At 66.1% G+C, this 17,017-nt stretch carries 14 protein-coding genes, 1 tRNA gene and 1 pseudogene; 2 read left to right on the plus strand and 14 right to left on the minus strand.

The window, feature by feature from the left end; all coding sequences use genetic code 11:
* The first annotated feature begins 187 nt into the window (after positions 1-187).
* The gene (locus C4N9_RS06015; RefSeq protein WP_109532397.1) at positions 188-580 is read left to right on the plus strand and encodes a YccF domain-containing protein; all 393 of its coding nucleotides are present in this window, start codon (positions 188-190) and stop codon (positions 578-580) included.
* A 251-nt stretch (positions 581-831) separates the two neighbouring features.
* Positions 832-1,585 (plus strand): annotated as a pseudogene (locus C4N9_RS06020) (IS5 family transposase).
* A gap of 340 nt (positions 1,586-1,925) precedes the next feature.
* Here C4N9_RS06020 and C4N9_RS06025 read toward each other — a convergent pair.
* The 14 genes from C4N9_RS06025 to phoU form a co-directional block, all read right to left on the minus strand.
* The gene (locus C4N9_RS06025; protein WP_109532398.1) at positions 1,926-2,351 is read right to left on the minus strand and encodes a hypothetical protein; all 426 of its coding nucleotides are present in this window, start codon (positions 2,349-2,351) and stop codon (positions 1,926-1,928) included.
* A gap of 688 nt (positions 2,352-3,039) precedes the next feature.
* Entirely contained in the window at positions 3,040-4,992 is a 1,953-nt protein-coding gene (parE, locus tag C4N9_RS06030; protein WP_109532399.1) for a DNA topoisomerase IV subunit B, read from the minus strand.
* Positions 4,993-5,128: 136 nt separating this feature from the next.
* Positions 5,129-6,370 carry a cation:proton antiporter gene (locus C4N9_RS06035; RefSeq protein ID WP_109532400.1) on the minus strand — a complete coding sequence of 414 codons (1,242 nt, stop codon included), beginning with the start codon at positions 6,368-6,370 and terminating at the stop codon, positions 5,129-5,131.
* A 250-nt stretch (positions 6,371-6,620) separates the two neighbouring features.
* Positions 6,621-6,695: transfer RNA gene (locus C4N9_RS06040), tRNA-Val, on the minus strand.
* A 252-nt stretch (positions 6,696-6,947) separates the two neighbouring features.
* Positions 6,948-9,356: an endopeptidase La gene (lon, locus tag C4N9_RS06045; RefSeq protein WP_109532401.1), complete on the minus strand. Its 2,409-nt coding sequence runs from the start codon at positions 9,354-9,356 to the stop codon at positions 6,948-6,950.
* Between the two features lie 228 nt (positions 9,357-9,584).
* Positions 9,585-10,685: a bifunctional diaminohydroxyphosphoribosylaminopyrimidine deaminase/5-amino-6-(5-phosphoribosylamino)uracil reductase RibD gene (ribD, locus tag C4N9_RS06050; protein WP_168192135.1), complete on the minus strand. Its 1,101-nt coding sequence runs from the start codon at positions 10,683-10,685 to the stop codon at positions 9,585-9,587.
* 93 nt (positions 10,686-10,778) lie between these two features.
* Positions 10,779-11,246, minus strand: a complete 468-nt coding sequence (gene nrdR, locus C4N9_RS06055) for a transcriptional regulator NrdR (RefSeq protein WP_109532402.1) — start codon at positions 11,244-11,246, stop codon at positions 10,779-10,781.
* 133 nt (positions 11,247-11,379) lie between these two features.
* Positions 11,380-11,814: a L,D-transpeptidase gene (locus tag C4N9_RS06060; RefSeq protein ID WP_109532403.1), complete on the minus strand. Its 435-nt coding sequence runs from the start codon at positions 11,812-11,814 to the stop codon at positions 11,380-11,382.
* A 121-nt stretch (positions 11,815-11,935) separates the two neighbouring features.
* The gene (locus C4N9_RS06065; RefSeq protein WP_109532404.1) at positions 11,936-12,619 is read right to left on the minus strand and encodes an ABC transporter ATP-binding protein; all 684 of its coding nucleotides are present in this window, start codon (positions 12,617-12,619) and stop codon (positions 11,936-11,938) included.
* A complete protein-coding gene (locus C4N9_RS06070) occupies positions 12,612-13,898 on the minus strand; it encodes a lipoprotein-releasing ABC transporter permease subunit (RefSeq protein WP_109532563.1) in 1,287 nt (428 codons plus the stop codon). The genes C4N9_RS06065 and C4N9_RS06070 overlap by 8 nt, the downstream gene beginning before the upstream one ends.
* Before the next feature lie 205 nt (positions 13,899-14,103).
* The gene (gene hmuQ / locus C4N9_RS06075; protein WP_109532405.1) at positions 14,104-14,433 is read right to left on the minus strand and encodes a heme-degrading protein HmuQ; all 330 of its coding nucleotides are present in this window, start codon (positions 14,431-14,433) and stop codon (positions 14,104-14,106) included.
* A 158-nt stretch (positions 14,434-14,591) separates the two neighbouring features.
* Positions 14,592-15,512 (minus strand): aminotransferase class IV, encoded by a 921-nt coding sequence (locus C4N9_RS06080; protein WP_109532406.1) that lies wholly within the window; start codon positions 15,510-15,512, stop codon positions 14,592-14,594.
* Positions 15,513-15,564: 52 nt separating this feature from the next.
* Positions 15,565-16,257, minus strand: coding sequence for a phosphate regulon transcriptional regulator PhoB (gene phoB, locus C4N9_RS06085; protein WP_109532564.1), 693 nt, complete (start codon positions 16,255-16,257; stop codon positions 15,565-15,567).
* Between the two features lie 5 nt (positions 16,258-16,262).
* Positions 16,263-16,973, minus strand: a complete 711-nt coding sequence (gene phoU / locus C4N9_RS06090) for a phosphate signaling complex protein PhoU (RefSeq protein WP_109532407.1) — start codon at positions 16,971-16,973, stop codon at positions 16,263-16,265.
* Positions 16,974-17,017 lie beyond the last annotated feature (44 nt).

Below are 17,017 nucleotides of genomic sequence, written 5' to 3' on the forward strand. Positions count from 1 at the left end.
CGCGCTGCAGGCGCGGGGTCAAGATATCGCATCCGCGGGCCGACGGCACGCCTCCCGGCGGCGCGACCGCACCCTGCGCGGGGCCTCGGCGGATCGGCGGTTCGCCCTCTTTGGCGGTCTTTTCCGCGCGGCCTTGAATCCGCGTCGCGCCACCCCATGTGAATACTCGTAACATTGGGAGATCGACATGAACCTGATCCTGAACGTATTGTGGATTGTCCTGGGCGGTGCCTGGATGGCCGTGGGATGGCTGATCGCGGCGCTGATCATGGCGATCAGCATCGTCGGGATCCCCTGGGCGCGCTCGGCCGTGGTGATGGCGGGCTATTCGCTGCTGCCGTTCGGCATGCGCGCCGCCGACCGGACCGAGATCACCGGCCCCGATATCGGCACCGGCGCTTTCGGGACGCTGGGGAATATCCTGTGGCTCGTCCTGGCCGGCTGGTGGCTGGCTCTGGGCCATCTGGTTTCGGCGGTTCTGAACGCGGTGACGATCATCGGCCTGCCTTTCGCCTGGGCGCATCTGAAACTCGCCGGGTTCGCGCTGTGGCCTGTGGGACGCACATTGGTGCCGCGCTGAAAGCTGAGACACCGGAGCGACGATGGGGGGCCTTGCGCCCCCCATTTTTTGTGCCCGGGCAATTTCGACCCGCAAGCGCGCGCCGCGCCTCTGGTCCTATCTTTCCCGGTATCGTGATCAGCCCACCGGAAAGCAAATGAATGGATCCGATATCGACTTTTTCCGGCGCTTCTTCTCCCCTGCTCCTAGGGTCAGGACCCATTGATTTGGTTGGGAGAGCGTGATTCACCGTTCGAAAACGAGCGGTGAACATGTCAGATCTCATCTGGTTGAGCGCTGCGCAGATGGCGCGTCTGGAGCCTTGCTTCCCCAAGTCGCACGGCAAGCCCCGGGTTGATGACCGGCGCGTTCTGAGCAGTACTATGTTTATCAGTCGCCATGGCTTGCGGTGGCGAGATGCGCCAAGGGAATACGGCCCGCACAAGACACTCTACAACCGCTGGAAGCGGTGGAGCGACAGAGGCGTCGTCGCCCGGATCATGGCCGGGCTGGCGGCCGAGCATGGTGAGGAGACTACCGTGATGATCGACGCAACTCATCTGAAGGCCCATCGCACGGCGTCCAGCCTGGGCGTAAAAAAGGGGGGGCGTGGACGCCTGATTGGCCGGACGAAGGGAGGCATGAACACGAAGTTGCACGCCGTCTGCGACAGCCATGGCCGGCCCATCGACCTGTTCCTGACTGCCGGGCCCGTCAGCGATTACATCGGGGCGCGTGCGCTGGTCAGCGGGTTGCCCGATGCTAAGGCGCTGCTCGGGGATCGTGGCTACGATGCCGACTGGTTCAGAGAAGCCTTGTAAGACAAGAAGATATGTCCCTGCATCCCGGAAGAAACGGACGACGCCCGTCCGCTACGACAAGCGCAGGTACAAGCGGCGCAACCGGATCGAGATCATGTTCGGCGGGCTCAAAGATTGGAGACGGGTGGCGACCCGTTATGACCGATGCCCGAAGACCTTCTTCTCAGCGATCGCACGCGCTGCGACCGTGATTTTCTGGCTTTGAGAGAGAACGAGTCCTGACACTAGGGCCATCGGCAGACCCGCGACCGGCGGGTGTACATTTCCGCTGGTCCAGCCTTCCGGATCGGGCGCGCCCGCGCCGTTCGGCAAGAAGGGCCTGCGCATATCCCGGTTTCGCCCCGCAGACCGGGGAGGGGCCGGCCGGAACCAGCCGCACTCCGCCCAAGAATCCTCCTTGCACCGCGCCTGAACCTGCCGCCATCCTCGTGCAAGCGACCGAAGCGACAGCCCCCCTGTAGCGGGCGCTGGGCAGTTCGCCACGGCCGCAAGCGGAACAGGAATTCTGCCTCACCGGGCTCTGCTGACGCCATCCTGCAAACCGCTCACCCATCGCAGCGCTCCCTGAGCGTGGCCAGGTACATCGCGATGTCCTCTGCCCCTGTCCGGTGGTCGACAAGGGCGTCCAGGTTCCGCTGCGCCCGGACACGGTTCTCCCCCCAGCAAAGCGAGGTGGCCAGCCGGAATGCCCGTTCGGCTTGCGACAGGCGCTGCTGAACAAGCGACAGTTCATTCTGCAGCACAGTGATTTCCTCGCAGGCCGTGGTCTGGATCGAGCGGCCTTCGAGCCGGTCCATCACCGCGCCTCGGGTCACCCAGCCCAGCCCCGCATAAAGAAAGGCCTCCGTCCGCGTGAGCCAGGCGTCCACCGGCTGTCCGGCGGTCAGCCCGGTAATGAAATGCTGCTCACAAGGATCGGCCCGCAGGGGACCAGCGGCGATCAGCGAAAAGGCAAGAAACAGGTGTCGCATGGGATTCGGTGGCTGCTGCCCCGACAGGATGCGGCGAGCGGGTTAACAAATCGTGCGTCGCGCCGGAAAAAGTTCTGGTGATCCAGAAACAGTCCGACTTTTGCGGATCGCGGCGAGTTTCTCGCCAGTGTTCACCTGCTCTTAACCTGTCCGCCCTATTTCTCGTTTCCGGGGGCTCGCTGCCGGCGGCATGGACGACATGGCTTAACCCACCGGCGCAACGCAGAACCCGCTCTTGTCATCGGGAAGGCGCTTTTCGGACCGGACGGGTCAGGGCCCGGAAAGCAACAAAGCTGAAAGGAAGCCGCGCATGGTTTAGAATTTGAATGTCTTCTGTTGTCCGACGTAGAAATCCCATCCGGCAGCGTGCGGCCGGGTCAGGCTTCGCTCGCGACGACGCCCGAAAACCTCGAGCCTGCCTGGCCAGAGGCCGCGTCCTACGGTCTGAAACAGACGTATCCAATTTGCAAAGCGGCGCGACAAACGGTTGGACGGGGAACGGCACAGCAAGGCAACCCGTCGGCCAATTGCCGGGTCAGAAAGATGACGGTCAGGGAGACAATCGGCAGCGAGAAGCGGGCCGAGAGAAACAGGCGAAGAGATAACCGATAACCACGCAAACAGCCTTACAGACCATCGGTAGGTCAGCTGACGGTTCGGCGAGGGACGATCTGAGCGCGCAGGCGGCCTAGACGTCCACATCCTCGACGAAGCGGGCATTCTCGCTGATGTACTGGAAGCGCAGCTCGGGTTTCTTGCCCATCAGCCGTTCCACGAGGTCGCCGGTCTCGCCCGGAATATCCTCGTCGATCGAGACGCGGATGAGCTTGCGCTGCTCGGGATCCATGGTCGTTTCTTTCAGATCCTTGGCGTCCATCTCGCCCAGGCCCTTGAAGCGCGACACCTCGATCTTGCCCTTGCCGCCAAGGCCCTTGGCCATCCACAGATCGCGCTCGGCCTCGTCGAGGCAATAGACGCGCTTGGCCCCCTGGGTCAGCCGGAAAAGCGGCGGACAGGCAAGGTAGAGATGGCCCTGATCAATCAGCGGACGCATCTGTGTGAAGAAGAAGGTCATCAGAAGCGAGGCGATATGCGCCCCGTCGACATCGGCGTCCGTCATGATGATGATCTTGTCGTAACGCAGGTCGTCGACCCGGAACTTCGTGCCCATCTGAACGCCTAGGGCCTGACACAGATCGCTGATTTCCTGGTTCTGGTTCAGCTTGCCCGACGCCGCGCCCAGCACGTTCAGGATCTTGCCGCGCAGGGGCAGGAGCGCCTGCGTCCGCCGGTCGCGCGCCATCTTGGCCGAGCCACCGGCCGAGTCGCCCTCGACGATGAACAATTCCGTGCCCGCCCGGTTCGAGGCCGAACAATCCACGAGCTTCCCGGGAAGCCGCAGCTTCTTGGTCGCCGATTTGCGCTGCGTTTCCTTTTCCTGCCTGCGCCGCATCCGCTCTTCGGCCCGCAGGACCAGAAAGTCGAGAATCGCGCCGGCCGCCTTGGGGTCGCCCGCCAGCCAGTTGTCGAAATGGTCGCGCACGGCGTTCTCGACCAGCCGCGCGGCTTCGGTCGTGGCCAGCCGGTCCTTGGTCTGGCCCACGAATTCCGGCTCGCGGATGAAGACCGAGATCAGCGCGCAGCCGCCCGCCGCCATATCCTCGCGCGTGATGTCCTTGGCCTTGCGGTTGCCGGCAAGCTCGCCATAGGCGCGGATGCCCTTGAGCACGGCGGCCCAGAAGCCGGCCTCATGCGTGCCGCCTTCGGGTGTCGGCACGGTGTTGCAATAGCTCTGCACGAAACCGTCGCGCGCGGGCGTCCAGTTGATCGCCCATTCGACCGAGCCCGGCACGCCGAACTTTTCCTGGAAATGGACCTTTCCGGCAAAGGGCTTGTCGGAATAGGTCATGTCCTTGCCGAGCTGCTCGCCCAGATAATCGGCCAGCCCGCCGGGGAAATGGAACACCGCCTCCTGCGGAGTGTCGCCATCCTCGATCGCGGATTTCCAGCGGATTTCGACGCCCGAGAAGAGGTAGGCTTTCGAGCGCACCATCTTGAACAGCCGCGCGGGACGGAAACGGTGGCTGCCGAAAATCTCTTCATCGGCATGGAAGCTGGTCGTGGTGCCCCGCCGGTTCGGGGCCGCGCCGATCTCGGTCACCGGCCCCAGCGGCTTGCCGCGCGAGAAGCGCTGTTCCACCAGCTTGCGGTCGCGCGCAACCTGCACGACCATGCTGTCGGACAAGGCGTTGACGACCGAGGCGCCGACGCCGTGCAGCCCGCCCGAGGTCTCGTAGGCCTTGCCGGAAAACTTGCCGCCCGCATGGAGCGTGCACAGGATCACCTCGAGCGCGGATTTGCCGGGAAATTTCGGATGCGGATCGAAGGGCATGCCGCGGCCGTTATCGCGGATCGTCACGGTATGATCGGCGGCGATTTCGACCTCGATCCGGTTGGCGTGGCCGGCGACGGCCTCGTCCATCGAGTTGTCGAGGATCTCGGCCACGAGGTGGTGCAGCGCACGCTCGTCGGTCCCGCCGATATACATGCCGGGGCGTTTGCGAACGGGTTCCAGACCTTCGAGCACCTCGATCGAGGAGGCGTCATAGGTCTCGGGCTGGCCGGCGAGGAAATCGGTCATTGAAGCGGCTCGACTCTGTCGTGAATTGACAAGCAATAGATCACCGGCGCCGCCCGGACGCAAGGTTTGGGGGCAGCCGCGGCGGATATTGCGGGCGCGAACGTGGCAGGAAGGACGCTGCGCCCGACCGCCCTGCCTAGTTTTCGATCCGCCGCATGGCCCAGGAGACACTGAAACCGTGCAGGATCGTCGACATCAGGATCACCAGCCCGACAAGGGACCAGAGCTGCGCCTCGTTGGTGAATTCCATGTGGTTGATCGCGTAGCACAGGTAATAGACCGAGCCGATGCCCCGCACGCCGTAGACGGCGATGGCGGCGCGGTCTTTGCGGGGCATGTCGGTGCCGATCAGGCTGACCCAGCCCGCAAGCGGCCGGACGATGACGATGACGACCAGCGCCAGCCAGACCTGGCTCCAACTCAGATCGGCAAAGACCACCGGCAGGACCGCGCCCAGCATGACCAGCAGGACCGCCGTCAGCGCGTGTTCGATGGATTCGGTGAAATCGTGCAACTGGCGGTGAAAGCGGTTGTCCTCTTCCACCCGGCGCACGGTCAGGCCCATGACGGCGACGGCGATGAAGCCGTAGCCCTCGATCAGCTCGGTCGATCCGTAGCACAACAGCACCCCCGCCAGCGCCACGACCCCCGACCCGGTATCGGCCAGGGGCGCGTCGCGCGGGATTGTGAACAGCACGAATGCCAGGATCCGCCCCCCGGCCCATCCCGCCAGCACGCCCAGGGCGATGCGGTACACCACATCCCAGACCAGCCAGTCGACGAACCACGCGCCCGGATTGAGCCCTTCGGCAGCAACGATCAGACCCAGATAGACAAAGGGAAAGGCCAGCCCGTCATTCAGCCCGGCCTCGGTCGTCAGGGTGAAACGCACGGGATGCTCGCGCCCTTCCTGCGGCGGGCCGACCTGTACATCCGCCGCCAGTACAGGGTCGGTGGGCGCGACCACGGCCCCCAGCAGGATCGCCCCGGCCACGGTCAGCCCGACGAACCCGACCCCCAGCAGCGCCACGGCCAGGATGGTGAGCGGCATGGCGATGCCGAGCATCCGCGCGGTCGGCCCCCATTTGCGCCAGGGCCTGACGCTGTCGATGCGCATGCCGGTCCCGAACAGCGCGAAGATCACGGCAAGTTCGCTGATGATCTCCCAGGGCAGCGGCGTCTCGCGCGGATCGGGAACAGCCGGGATCGCCGGGATCAGGAGCGTCGCTGCCGCGCCGAATACGATCATCAACGGGGCCGAGGCCGGTTCCTGGCGCGTGATCAGGCGGGGCAGGAAACGCGCAAGGATGACGATCACCCCGACCGCCGCCAGCGCGACGTGATAGGGGTTGAAGCCGAAAAAGCCGTCAGGGATCATGGGCGGACCGGTTCCGTCAGAACGTCAATGAAGTCAGCGGGTTATTGAGACCACCCTTCCCCGTGCAAAGACGGTGGCCCGTGGTCTCTATCTGGCGTGTTTCCGGGGCGCGGCAAGAGCGGCTGTCGCCGCCGCCGGGATGCCGGACCAGGGCCTGGTCTCGCGCGAAGCCCGAGGGCGCAGCGACCGGACAATTGCAGAGGCCCAGACACGAAAAAGCCGAGGCGCGGGCCTCGGCTTTGAAACTGGATGGTGGGCGATAACGGATTTGAACCGCTGACATCTTCGATGTGAACGAAGCGCTCTACCGCTGAGCTAATCGCCCGCCGTGGCGGGTCTATAGCGAGTCGGGCGGGTGGGCTCAAGGGGGAAAGACGCGCCGTCGGTCAGGTTTTTCGCGCCCCTGTCTCCGGGCATCCGGCAAGCGCCCTGCCCTGTCGCGTGCGTCCTGGCCGGGGTGGCTCGCGCCCGGGAAACCGCGCGTGTCTTCCGTTGGCAGTCCCCGCTGACGCCGCCGGTCAGGCGCGAAAAAACCCGCCCCCGAAGTCCCGGGGGCGGGCCGATCTGCAGGTTGCGCTTAGTGCGCGGTGGCCGGGGACGAGCCTTCTTTCCGGTTCAGCCGCGCGGCCAGCGCGGCGGCTTCCTCGGCGGCGGCGTCCCATTCCACGGGCTCGGGCTTGCGCACCAGCGCGTGTTCCAGAACCTCCGACACGTGGCTGACGGGCACGATCTCCAGCCCCTCTTTCACGTTGTCGGGGATCTCGGGGAGATCCTTGGCGTTCTCGACCGGGATCAGCACCTTGGTGATGCCGCCCCGCAAAGCGGCGAGCAGTTTCTCTTTCAGCCCGCCGATGGCCGAGGCATTCCCGCGCAACGTCACCTCGCCCGTCATGGCGATGTCCTTGCGCACCGGGATACCGGTCAGCACCGAGACGATCGCCGTGACCATGGCCAGACCCGCCGAGGGGCCGTCCTTGGGCGTGGCGCCGTCGGGCACGTGGACGTGGATGTCCATCGTCTCGAAGACCGGGGGTTTGACGCCGATCTGCGGGCTGACCGACCGGACATAGCTCGACGCCGCGTCGATCGATTCCTTCATCACGTCGCCGAGTTTCCCCGTCGTCTTCATCCGGCCCTTGCCCGGCAGCTTGAGCGCTTCGATCTGCAAGAGATCGCCGCCCACCTGCGTCCAGGCGAGGCCCGTGACCACGCCGACCTGGTCTTCCTTCTCGGCCAGCCCGTAACGATGGCGCTGAACGCCGAGGAAGTCGTCGAGATTCTCCGCCGTGACGGCGACATGATCGACTTCCTTGCGCACGATCTTCGTCACCGCCTTGCGGGCGATCTTCGACAGCTCACGCTCGAAGTTCCGCACCCCGGCCTCGCGGGTATAGTGCCGCAGCACCGCCGTGAGAGCGTCGTCGGACACCGACAATTCGGACTTTTTCAGGCCGTGGTTCTTGATCGCCTTGGGCAGCAGGTGCCGGCGCGCGATCTCGGCCTTCTCGTCCTCGGTATAGCCCGAAAGCGGGATGATCTCCATCCGGTCCAGAAGCGGTCCGGGCATGTTGTAGCTGTTGGCCGTGGTGATGAACATCACGTCCGACAGATCGTATTCCACTTCCAGATAGTGGTCGACGAAGGTCGCGTTCTGTTCGGGATCCAGAACCTCCAGCATCGCCGAGGCCGGATCGCCCCGGAAATCCTGCCCCATCTTGTCGATTTCATCGAGCAGGATCAGCGGGTTGGTGGTCTTGGCCTTCTTCAGCGCCTGGATGATCTTGCCGGGCATCGAGCCGATATAGGTCCGGCGATGGCCGCGAATCTCGGATTCGTCGCGCACGCCACCAAGGCTGATGCGGATGAATTCCCGGCCCGTGGCGCGGGCGACGGATTTGCCAAGGCTGGTCTTGCCGACGCCCGGAGGCCCGACAAGGCACAGGATCGGACCTTTCAGCTTGGCCGAACGCGATTGCACGGCGAGATACTCGACGATGCGTTCTTTAACCTTGTCCAGGCTGTAATGGTCCTCGTCCAGGATCCGCTGGGCGCGGTTCAGGTCTTTCTTGACCCGGCTTTTCGTGCCCCAGGGCAGCGCCAGCAGCCAATCCAGATAGTTGCGCACGACGGTGGCCTCGGCCGACATCGGCGACATCGACTTCAGCTTCTTCAGCTCGGCCTCGGCCTTTTCGCGGGCTTCCTTCGAGAACTTGGTCTCGGAGATCTTCTTCTCGAGCTCGGCCACCTCGTTCTGGCCGTCCTCGCCCTCGCCCAGCTCCTTCTGAATGGCCTTCATCTGCTCATTCAGGTAATATTCGCGCTGGGTCTTCTCCATCTGCGTCTTGACGCGCGACTTGATCTTGCGCTCGACCTGCAGGACGGAAATCTCGCCCTCCATCAGGCCATAGACCTTCTCCAGCCGCTCACCGACATCGAGCGTTTCCAGAAGCTCCTGCTTGCGCGGCACCTCGATGCTCAGATGGCCGGCGGCCAGATCGGCCAGCCGCGCGGGCTCGCCCGCATCGGCGATGGCGCTGAGCGCCTCTTCGGGGACATTGCGCTTGATCTTCGCGTAGCGCTCGAAATCGTCGCTGACGGCGCGGGTCAGCGCTTCGATCGTCTCGGCGTCGCCCTCGGTTTCTTCAAGCGTCTCGGCCAGCGCCTCGAAATGCTGGTCATTGTCGACGAACTCGGTGATCCGCACGCGGTTCTTGCCCTCGACCAGCACCTTCACGGTGCCATCGGGCAGGCGCAGAAGCTGCAGCACATTGGCAAGAACGCCCACGCGGTACATGCCGTCGGCATCGGGATCCTCCGCCGCGTGGTCGATCTGCGCGACCAGAAGGATCTGCTTTTCGCTGGCCATCACGGTTTCGAGCGCGCGCACGGATTTGTCGCGCCCCACGAACAGCGGCACGATCATATGCGGAAACACGACCATGTCGCGCAGCGGCAGGACGGCATGGGCGGTGGTGTTCTGTGTCATACCTGACCTCAACTCTATTCTGCGCCGCGTTACGCTAACACGAGAAAGCTCCCGTCCCGGCCCCGCGGCGTCCGGTTCACGGCTATATCTGGGACCGCTTGCGGGGGAATTCAACTCTCACCCGTTCAGCCTTTCGCTGCACTGTGGCACAAGTGTGCAGCGAAACGGGCGGATTTGCGGTGCCTCGCTAAAATCGGCGCGACCTCCCGCGCCCGCTAAGGCTGCGTGTCAGCCCCGCCGACGACGCCAGTGGTGGTAAAGATCGGCCCCGACGGGCGTGGCGTGTTCCAGCACCCAATCCGGGGCCCCGATCCCCGTCACGCCCATCGCGGCCAGCCCCGCCGTGCCGTCGGCGCCGAACAGATGGCCCGCGCTGAACACGGCCAGCTCATCGGCAAGGCCCGCGCCGATCAGCGTCGCGGCCAGCCCCCCGCCGCCCTCGCACAGGATCCGCGTGAGACCGCGCGCGCCCAGCTGGCGCAGCGCGTCGGCGATGTCGATGCGCCCCATCGGGTCGCTTTCGCAGGCGATCAGCTCGGCGCCCTGCGCGGCCCAGGCCATGCGCGCAACCTCGGTCGCCTGCGGGCCGTGCAACAGCCAGACCGGCGCCTCGCGCGCGCTGCGCCCCAGCCGGGAATCGGGCGAGAGCCCCAGCCGCGAATCCGCGACGATGCGCACCGGCTGCCGGTCAATCCCCAGATCGCGGATGCGCAGGTCGGGGTCATCGGCGCGCGCCGTTCCCGCCCCGACCAGCACCGCGTCATGGCGCGCGCGCATCAGGTGCACGCGGCGCCGCGCCTCGGCCCCGGTGATCCAGCGCGACTGGCCGGTCGCCGTGGCAATCCGCGCATCGAGCGTCAACGCCAGTTTCAGCGTGACCGAGGGCCGCCCGTCGCTCACCCGCCGCAGGAACCCGTCATTCACGCGCCGCGCGGCGGCTTCTTCCACCCCCTCGGCAACGGTAATCCCGGCGTCGCGCAGCATAGCATGGCCCCGGCCGGACACGCGCGGATCGGGATCGGTCATCGCGCTGACCACGCGCGCCACCCCCGCCGCGACCAGCGCCTCGGCACAGGGCGGCGTGCGGCCGTGATGCGCGCAAGGCTCCAGCGTAACATAGGCGGTCGCGCCGCGCGCGCCTTCGCCCGCCTGCGCCAGCGCGTGACACTCGGCATGGGGTCGCCCGCCCGGCTGCGTCCAGCCGCGCCCGACGATGATCCCCTCGCGCACGATGACGCAGCCCACCGCCGGATTAGGCCAGACATTGCCCAACCCGCGCGACGCCAGCCCCAGCGCCAGCCGCATGAACCGACGGTCGGTCTCGCTCACCGCGCCTCCTTTCACCCTGCCCAAAATACTCGCTTCTGGCGCGCCCTCGACGCCGGAACACCGGCCGCCGCTTCCGCGCCTATCGTCGTCCGATCAGTCGTCGGGCAGAACCGGCGGGCGCAATTCGCTCACGAACTTGTCGAAATCATCCGCCGCCTGGAAATTCTTGTAGACGCTGGCGAAGCGGACATAAGCGACCGTGTCGATCCGCGCCAGCGTCTCCATCACGATCTCGCCGATCACCCGGCTGGGCACGTCGGTATCGCCCATCGATTCCAGCCGCCGCACGATGCCCGAGATCATCTGCTCGATCCGCTCGGGCTCGATCGGGCGCTTCTGCATGGCGATGCGGATCGAGCGTTCCATCTTGTCGCGGTCGAAGGGTTCGCGCTTGCCCGAGGATTTCACCACCACCAGATCGCGCAGTTGCACCCGCTCATAAGTGGTGAAACGCCCGCCGCAGGCCGGGCAGAAGCGCCGCCTGCGGATCGAGACATGGTCCTCGGCCGGGCGTGAATCCTTGACCTGGGTATCGACATTTCCGCAAAACGGGCAGCGCATGACCTCTCCATCGGGGTGGCTGACGGCAAATCCACAGCGACTATAGGGCGCCCGCCAGACCTTGGGTACCGCAAATCGTCAACCCCCAGATCGGGGGCCTGCGCTGTTGCAGCCGGGGCGCAGGTGGTGGGCGTCAGTCGACCACCACGACGCGCATGTTCTCCATCCCCTGCTCCTGCACCATGGCGAAAAGCAGCGCGGCGTTATCCTCGTGCAGGCGCACGCAGCCGGCGCTGGCCGGGCGGCCCAGCCGGCTGACCGCATCGGTGGCATGGATGGCGTAATCGCCGTCGTAGAAGATCGCGAAATACATCGGCGCGTTGTTGTAAAGGCTTGAGCGGTGCCAGCGCGACAGCCATTGCGGCTGCCATTCGCCGCGCGGCGTGTATTTCCCCGCCCGCGCGGTCGAGACCGGCCATTCATAGCGCAGCTGGCCATCCAGATAGACATGCATGGTCTGGGTTTCGACGCTGACGCGGGCGACGATCGCCTCGGCCTCGGCCCCTTTCGGCGCAACCGCCGCGCAGAGCATCGCGGCCGCAAGCGCGGCCCTTTGCAAGAACTTCATTCCAACCCCCCGGTGGAAAGTGATTGTAATCAACGGCGTGGCAGCGCCTGTGAACAGGGCCACTTGGCCGAAACCGGGGGAGAAGAGTCAATATAACGTGGGCCGGAACCGGGATTCCGCCTCAGGGCGTTGCAATTCTGCCCGCCTCCAGACGCAAAACGCGGTCCATCCGGGCAGCAAGCTCCAGATTATGCGTCGCGATCAGCGCCGAGAGCCCGGTATCACGCACCAGATCCATCAGCACGCCAAACACCTGATCCGAGGTCCCGGGGTCCAGATTGCCGGTCGGCTCGTCGGCCAGCAGGATGCGCGGCGCATTGGCCATCGCCCGGCAGAAGGCGACGCGCTGCTGCTCGCCCCCCGACAGCTGCGCGGGCCGGTGATCGCCGCGATGCTCCAACCCGACGCGCGCCAGCAGATCCGCCGCGCGCGCCCTGGCCGTGGCCGTGGCGACACCATTCGCGCGCTGCGGCAGGACGATGTTCTCGGCCGCCGTGAATTCCGGCAGCAGGTGGTGGAACTGGTAGATGAAGCCCACCTGCCGGCGCCGCGCGGCGGTGCGCGCGCGGTCGCCCAGCCCCGTCATGTCGGTGCCACCGATCACCACCCGACCGCCATCGCAGGTATCGAGCAGCCCCGCGATATGCAGGAGCGTCGATTTCCCGGCCCCCGAGGGCGCCACCAAAGCCACGACCTCGCCGCGCGCCAACTCCAGCGAGGCGCCGCGCAGCACCTCGACCGGGCCGCTCGCCTCGCCGGCATAGGTCTTGGTGATCTGCTCCAGGATCAGCGCTTTCTCACTCATAGCGCAGCGCCTCCACCGGGTTCATCCGCGCGGCCCGGCGGGCGGGAAAGATCGTCACGACAAAGGACAGGCCCAGCGACAGCCCCACCGCCTTCAGCACGTCCTCAAGCCGCAATTCCGCCGGCAGCGCGTAGATGCCGCGCACCGACGGGTCCCAGGCGCCGCCGCCCGACAGGTAATTCACGAAGGCGAAGATCGGGTCGATATAGAGCGCGAACAGGCAGCCCGCGATCACCCCGATCGCCGTGCCGACAACCCCGATCAGCGATCCGCACAGAAAGAAGACCCGCAGGATCGAGCCCTCGCTCAGCCCCATCGTGCGCAGGATGCCGATATCGCGGCCCTTGTTCTTGACCAGCATGATCAGCCCCGAAATGATGTTCATCGCCGCGATCAGCACGAGGATCGACAGGATGATGAACATCACGTTGTCCTCGATATCGAGCGCGCGCAGGAAACCGCCCGCGCTGTCGCGCCAGGTCCAGACCATCGCCCGCTCGCCGCCCGCGCTCAGAAGCGGGTGGATCATGGTCTCGACCCTCTCGGGATCCTCGACCATGACCTCGATCTCGTCGGCCACGCCGTCGCGGTTGAAAAAGCTCTGCGCCTCGGCAAAGGGCAGGTAGACCCGCGTGCGGTCGATATCGTAGCGCCCGGCGCTGAAGATATAGACCACCTCGTAGCTGTTGACGCGCGGCGAGGTGCCAAAGGCCGTCTGCACCCCCTCGGGCGAGATGATGCGGATCCGGTCGCCGACCCGCGCCTGGATCTCGCGCGCCACGCCCTCGCCGATGGCGATGCCCTCGCCGAACCGGTCGATATCGCCGCGCGCGCGCTCGGATTGCGCGATGCCGGGGATCTGCCTCAGGTCGTCCGCGCGGATGCCGAACACCTCGACGCCTGCGTTGCGGCCCTGATTGGCCGCCATGACCTGCCCCTTGATCAGTGGCGCGGCGCTGGTGACGCCCGGCACCCCGGCCAGCCGTTCCGCAACCGCGTCGAAATCGGCAATCGTGCTGTTCCGGCGCCCGCTTTCATCGACAGCGCCCGAATAATAGATCGTCGCATGGGCATTGGCGCCCAGGATCGTGCCCACGAATTCCGTCCGGAACCCCGAGCGCACGGCCAGCGTCGCGATCAGCGCAAAGACCGCCAGCGCGACGCCCACGAGCGAGATCACCGTCATCACGCTGACCCCGCCCTCGGCGCGGCGCGCGCGCAGGTAGCGCCAGGCGATCGACCATTCGAAAGCGGCGAAAGGGGGCGTTCGGGAAGACATGCGGCGCGCGATCCATGACAGGGCGCGACCGGGCCGCGCAGGCGGGCGCAAGGTCGGGCGAAACCCCGGAAGGGTCAAGGCCTATCCTGCCGCGCCCCGGTCACGCCCGCGTGGGCGCGGCCCCCGTCTTTGTTCCGCAAATATCCTCGGGGGTGAATTGGCCGCAGGCCAAGAGGGGGCAGACAGCCCCCTCCCTTTCCCTCGCTCAGGCAGCCTTTGTCGACGCCAGATGCTGGATCGCCGTGAAACCCTCGAAACGCGGCGCGCCCTCGTGCAGTTTCTGGCTCCCCTGCCCGGCGCGGGCATGGGCGTCGCGGAATTGCTGCGACCGGGTCCAGGCGCGGAAATGCTCTTCGCTTTCCCAGACCGTATGCGAGGCATAGAGGATCCTGCCGTCCTCTTCCGGGCCCTTGAGCATGTGGAACTCGACGAACCCGTCGAGTTCGTTGAGGCGGCTGTCGCGCCCGAGCCACATCGCCTCGAAAGCGGCGGCGTTCTCGGCGGGGACGGTGAAGCGGTTCATGGCAAGATACATGAGCGATCCTTTCAGGAAGCGACCGGAAACCCCGGTCGGGGAACGGGCTGGCGGGATGGCTGGCGCATCACCCTAGCCGCCGCGCGCGCCCGGGTCAAAGGGGCGCCGCCCGGCGCGGCGGGGTGGGTGGGCGGGAGCCGTGCCGGGCGGTGCCCTGCTTACGGGTAGACCGCCGCCTCGTACAGGGCGCGTGCCCGCTCAGTCGTCGGACCGGGCTTGCCGTCTCCGATCCCCCGGCCGTCGATCCGGCAGACCGGCGTCACGCCACCCAGCGTGCCGGTGACAAAGGCCTCATCCGCCGAATACACTTGCGCCAGCGTGAAATCACATTCCCGCACGACGATCCCTTCGGCCCGGCAGGCCGCGATCACCGCACCCTGCGTGATCCCCTTGAAGGAATAGGCCGAGGTCGAGGTCCAGATCTCGTCCTCCCGCACGATGAAGAAATTGGTCGAGTTGCACGAGGCCACGAAGCCCCGCGGGTCGAGCATCAGCGCCTCGTCCGCGCCCGCGTTGATCGCCTGGATCAGCGCCTGGATCAGGTTCAGCCGCGAATGCGAATTGAGCCGCAGGTCGAAGACATCGGGCTGCGAGGTCCGGAAGGTCGAGGTGAACAGCGTCATGCCTCTGCTCTTCGCCTCGGGGCGCGGGGTCTTGTACTCGGCGGTGATGACGACCGTCGGCCCCGCGACGATGAAGCGCGGGTCCTGGTTGGCGGTGGATTTCACGCCCCGCGTCACCATCAGCCGCAGATGCGCGCCGTCCTCCATCCCGTTGGCGGCGATCACCGCGTCGATCGCGGCGTTGATGCCGTCCCGTCCCTGCTGGATTTCCAGCGCGATCGAACAGGCGCCCTCGAACAGCCGGTCGAGATGCGCCTCGCGCTGCAGGACCGTTCCGCGCACCAGCCGCAGACCTTCCCAGACGCCGTCGCCAAAGCCGAAACCCGCATCGAAGACGCTGACCATCGCCTGCGCCTTGGGCACCAGATCGCCATTGACCCAGACCAGCACATCCTCGTTGCGGGGATCGGGCTGGTAGCCCTGTGCGGAGTTCTGGGCAGGATTCTGGGGGATCATGGCGGGCCTCTCGTCGCTTATGCGGCGATCCGACAGGCCCGGGACCGGGATGTCAATCCAGCGAATAGCCCGCGCCGCGCACGGTGCGGATGGGATCCTCGCCACCCTTCGCCATCAGCGCCTTGCGCAGCCGGCCGATATGCACGTCGACGGTGCGGGTATCGACATAGATGTCGCGCCCCCAGACCCGGTCGAGCAGCGCCTCGCGGGTCCAGACGCGACCCGGTTTCTCCATCAGCGCCGACAGAAGGCGAAACTCTGTCGGGCCCAGATGCAGCTCCTGTCCCGCGCGGTGGACGCGGTGCGCTTCGGGGTCGAGCGTCAGGTCGCCCACTTCCAGCACCTGTCCCGCCCGTGCCGGACGCACCCGGCGCAGGTTGGCGCGCACGCGCGCCAGAAGCTCGTTCACCGAATAGGGCTTGGTGATGTAATCGTCGGCCCCGGTTTCCAGCCCCCGCACGCGGTCGGTTTCGTCCGAGCGCGCCGAGACCATGATGATCGCCGCATCCGAGCCGCCCTTCTGCGCCTTGAGCTGGCGGCAGACCTCGATCCCCGAGACGCGCGGCAGCATCCAGTCGAGCAGAATCACGTCGGGCGCTTCCTCGCTGACCAGAAGCAGCGCTTCTTCGCCGTCCGAGGCGGTGGCGACACGGAAACCGGCGGCTTCCAGATTGTAGGACAGAAGCGCGCGTTGGGCGGGCTCGTCATCGACCACGAGGACGAGGGGCGTATCGGTGCGGCCCATGAACATCACTCGGGCTTCATGTCGATGGTAGCGGTGCTGTCGCCCTTGGGCCGGTCGCCCACGCGCTCGCCGGTGGCAAGGAAGATCACCTGCTCGGCGCCGCCGGTCACCAGATCGCCCATCCGTTCGACGTTCTTGGCGATGAAGGTGTAATGCAGGCAGGCCGAGATGTTGCGCGGGTCTTCCATCATGTGGGTGATGAATTCGCGAAACAGCGCGTTGGTCATGTGGTCGACCTCGACATCGCGGTGGATCACATCCTGCGCCAGATCGACATCGAGCCGGGCGAAGGCGTCCAGCATGTCCTTGAGCATCTGCCCCACCTGCCGCGCCTGGCGGCGGATCGAGGACCCGGCGCCCTCGATCTGCGGCCCGGCCGAGAGGACGGCCACGCGCTTGGCCATGTTCTTGGCATAGTCGCCCAGCCGTTCCAGGTCGGCGGCCATCTTCATCACCGCGATCACTGCGCGCAGGTCGCCGGCCTGCGGCTGGCGCAGGGCCAGAAGACGCACGACGTTCTGGTCGATCTCCTCTTCCAGCCGGTCGACGGCGTGATCGCCCTCGACCACGTTCTGCGCGAGATCCTCGTCGCGCTCTTCCAGCGCCTTGGCCGAGAGGGTGATTGCCTCCTCGACGCGGCCGCCCATGGCAAGCATCAGTTCGCGGATCTGTTCAAGGTCCTGGTCGAAGGTGGAATCGATGTGAACGCGGGTCATGGCAGGTCTCGTTGTTTCTGGCGCACCTTAGCGGCGCATTGTGA

Origin of the sequence: Pararhodobacter marinus (assembly GCF_003122215.1) — a bacterium.
Taxonomy (GTDB): Bacteria; Pseudomonadota; Alphaproteobacteria; order Rhodobacterales; family Rhodobacteraceae; genus Pararhodobacter; species Pararhodobacter marinus.

Bases quoted from the DNA above. Each gene is read 5' to 3' on its own strand.
- C4N9_RS06015 (WP_109532397.1), top strand. From the start codon at position 188: ATGAACCTGATCCTGAACGTATTGTGGATTGTCCTGGGCGGTGCCTGG.
- C4N9_RS06025 (WP_109532398.1), bottom strand. From the start codon at position 2,351: ATGCGACACCTGTTTCTTGCCTTTTCGCTGATCGCCGCTGGTCCCCTG.
- parE (WP_109532399.1), bottom strand. From the start codon at position 4,992: ATGACCGATTTCCTCGCCGGCCAGCCCGAGACCTATGACGCCTCCTCG.
- C4N9_RS06035 (WP_109532400.1), bottom strand. From the start codon at position 6,370: ATGATCCCTGACGGCTTTTTCGGCTTCAACCCCTATCACGTCGCGCTG.
- lon (WP_109532401.1), bottom strand. From the start codon at position 9,356: ATGACACAGAACACCACCGCCCATGCCGTCCTGCCGCTGCGCGACATG.
- nrdR (WP_109532402.1), bottom strand. From the start codon at position 11,246: ATGCGCTGCCCGTTTTGCGGAAATGTCGATACCCAGGTCAAGGATTCA.
- C4N9_RS06060 (WP_109532403.1), bottom strand. From the start codon at position 11,814: ATGAAGTTCTTGCAAAGGGCCGCGCTTGCGGCCGCGATGCTCTGCGCG.
- C4N9_RS06065 (WP_109532404.1), bottom strand. From the start codon at position 12,619: ATGAGTGAGAAAGCGCTGATCCTGGAGCAGATCACCAAGACCTATGCC.
- C4N9_RS06070 (WP_109532563.1), bottom strand. From the start codon at position 13,898: ATGTCTTCCCGAACGCCCCCTTTCGCCGCTTTCGAATGGTCGATCGCC.
- hmuQ (WP_109532405.1), bottom strand. From the start codon at position 14,433: ATGTATCTTGCCATGAACCGCTTCACCGTCCCCGCCGAGAACGCCGCC.
- C4N9_RS06080 (WP_109532406.1), bottom strand. From the start codon at position 15,512: ATGATCCCCCAGAATCCTGCCCAGAACTCCGCACAGGGCTACCAGCCC.
- phoB (WP_109532564.1), bottom strand. From the start codon at position 16,257: ATGGGCCGCACCGATACGCCCCTCGTCCTCGTGGTCGATGACGAGCCC.
- phoU (WP_109532407.1), bottom strand. From the start codon at position 16,973: ATGACCCGCGTTCACATCGATTCCACCTTCGACCAGGACCTTGAACAG.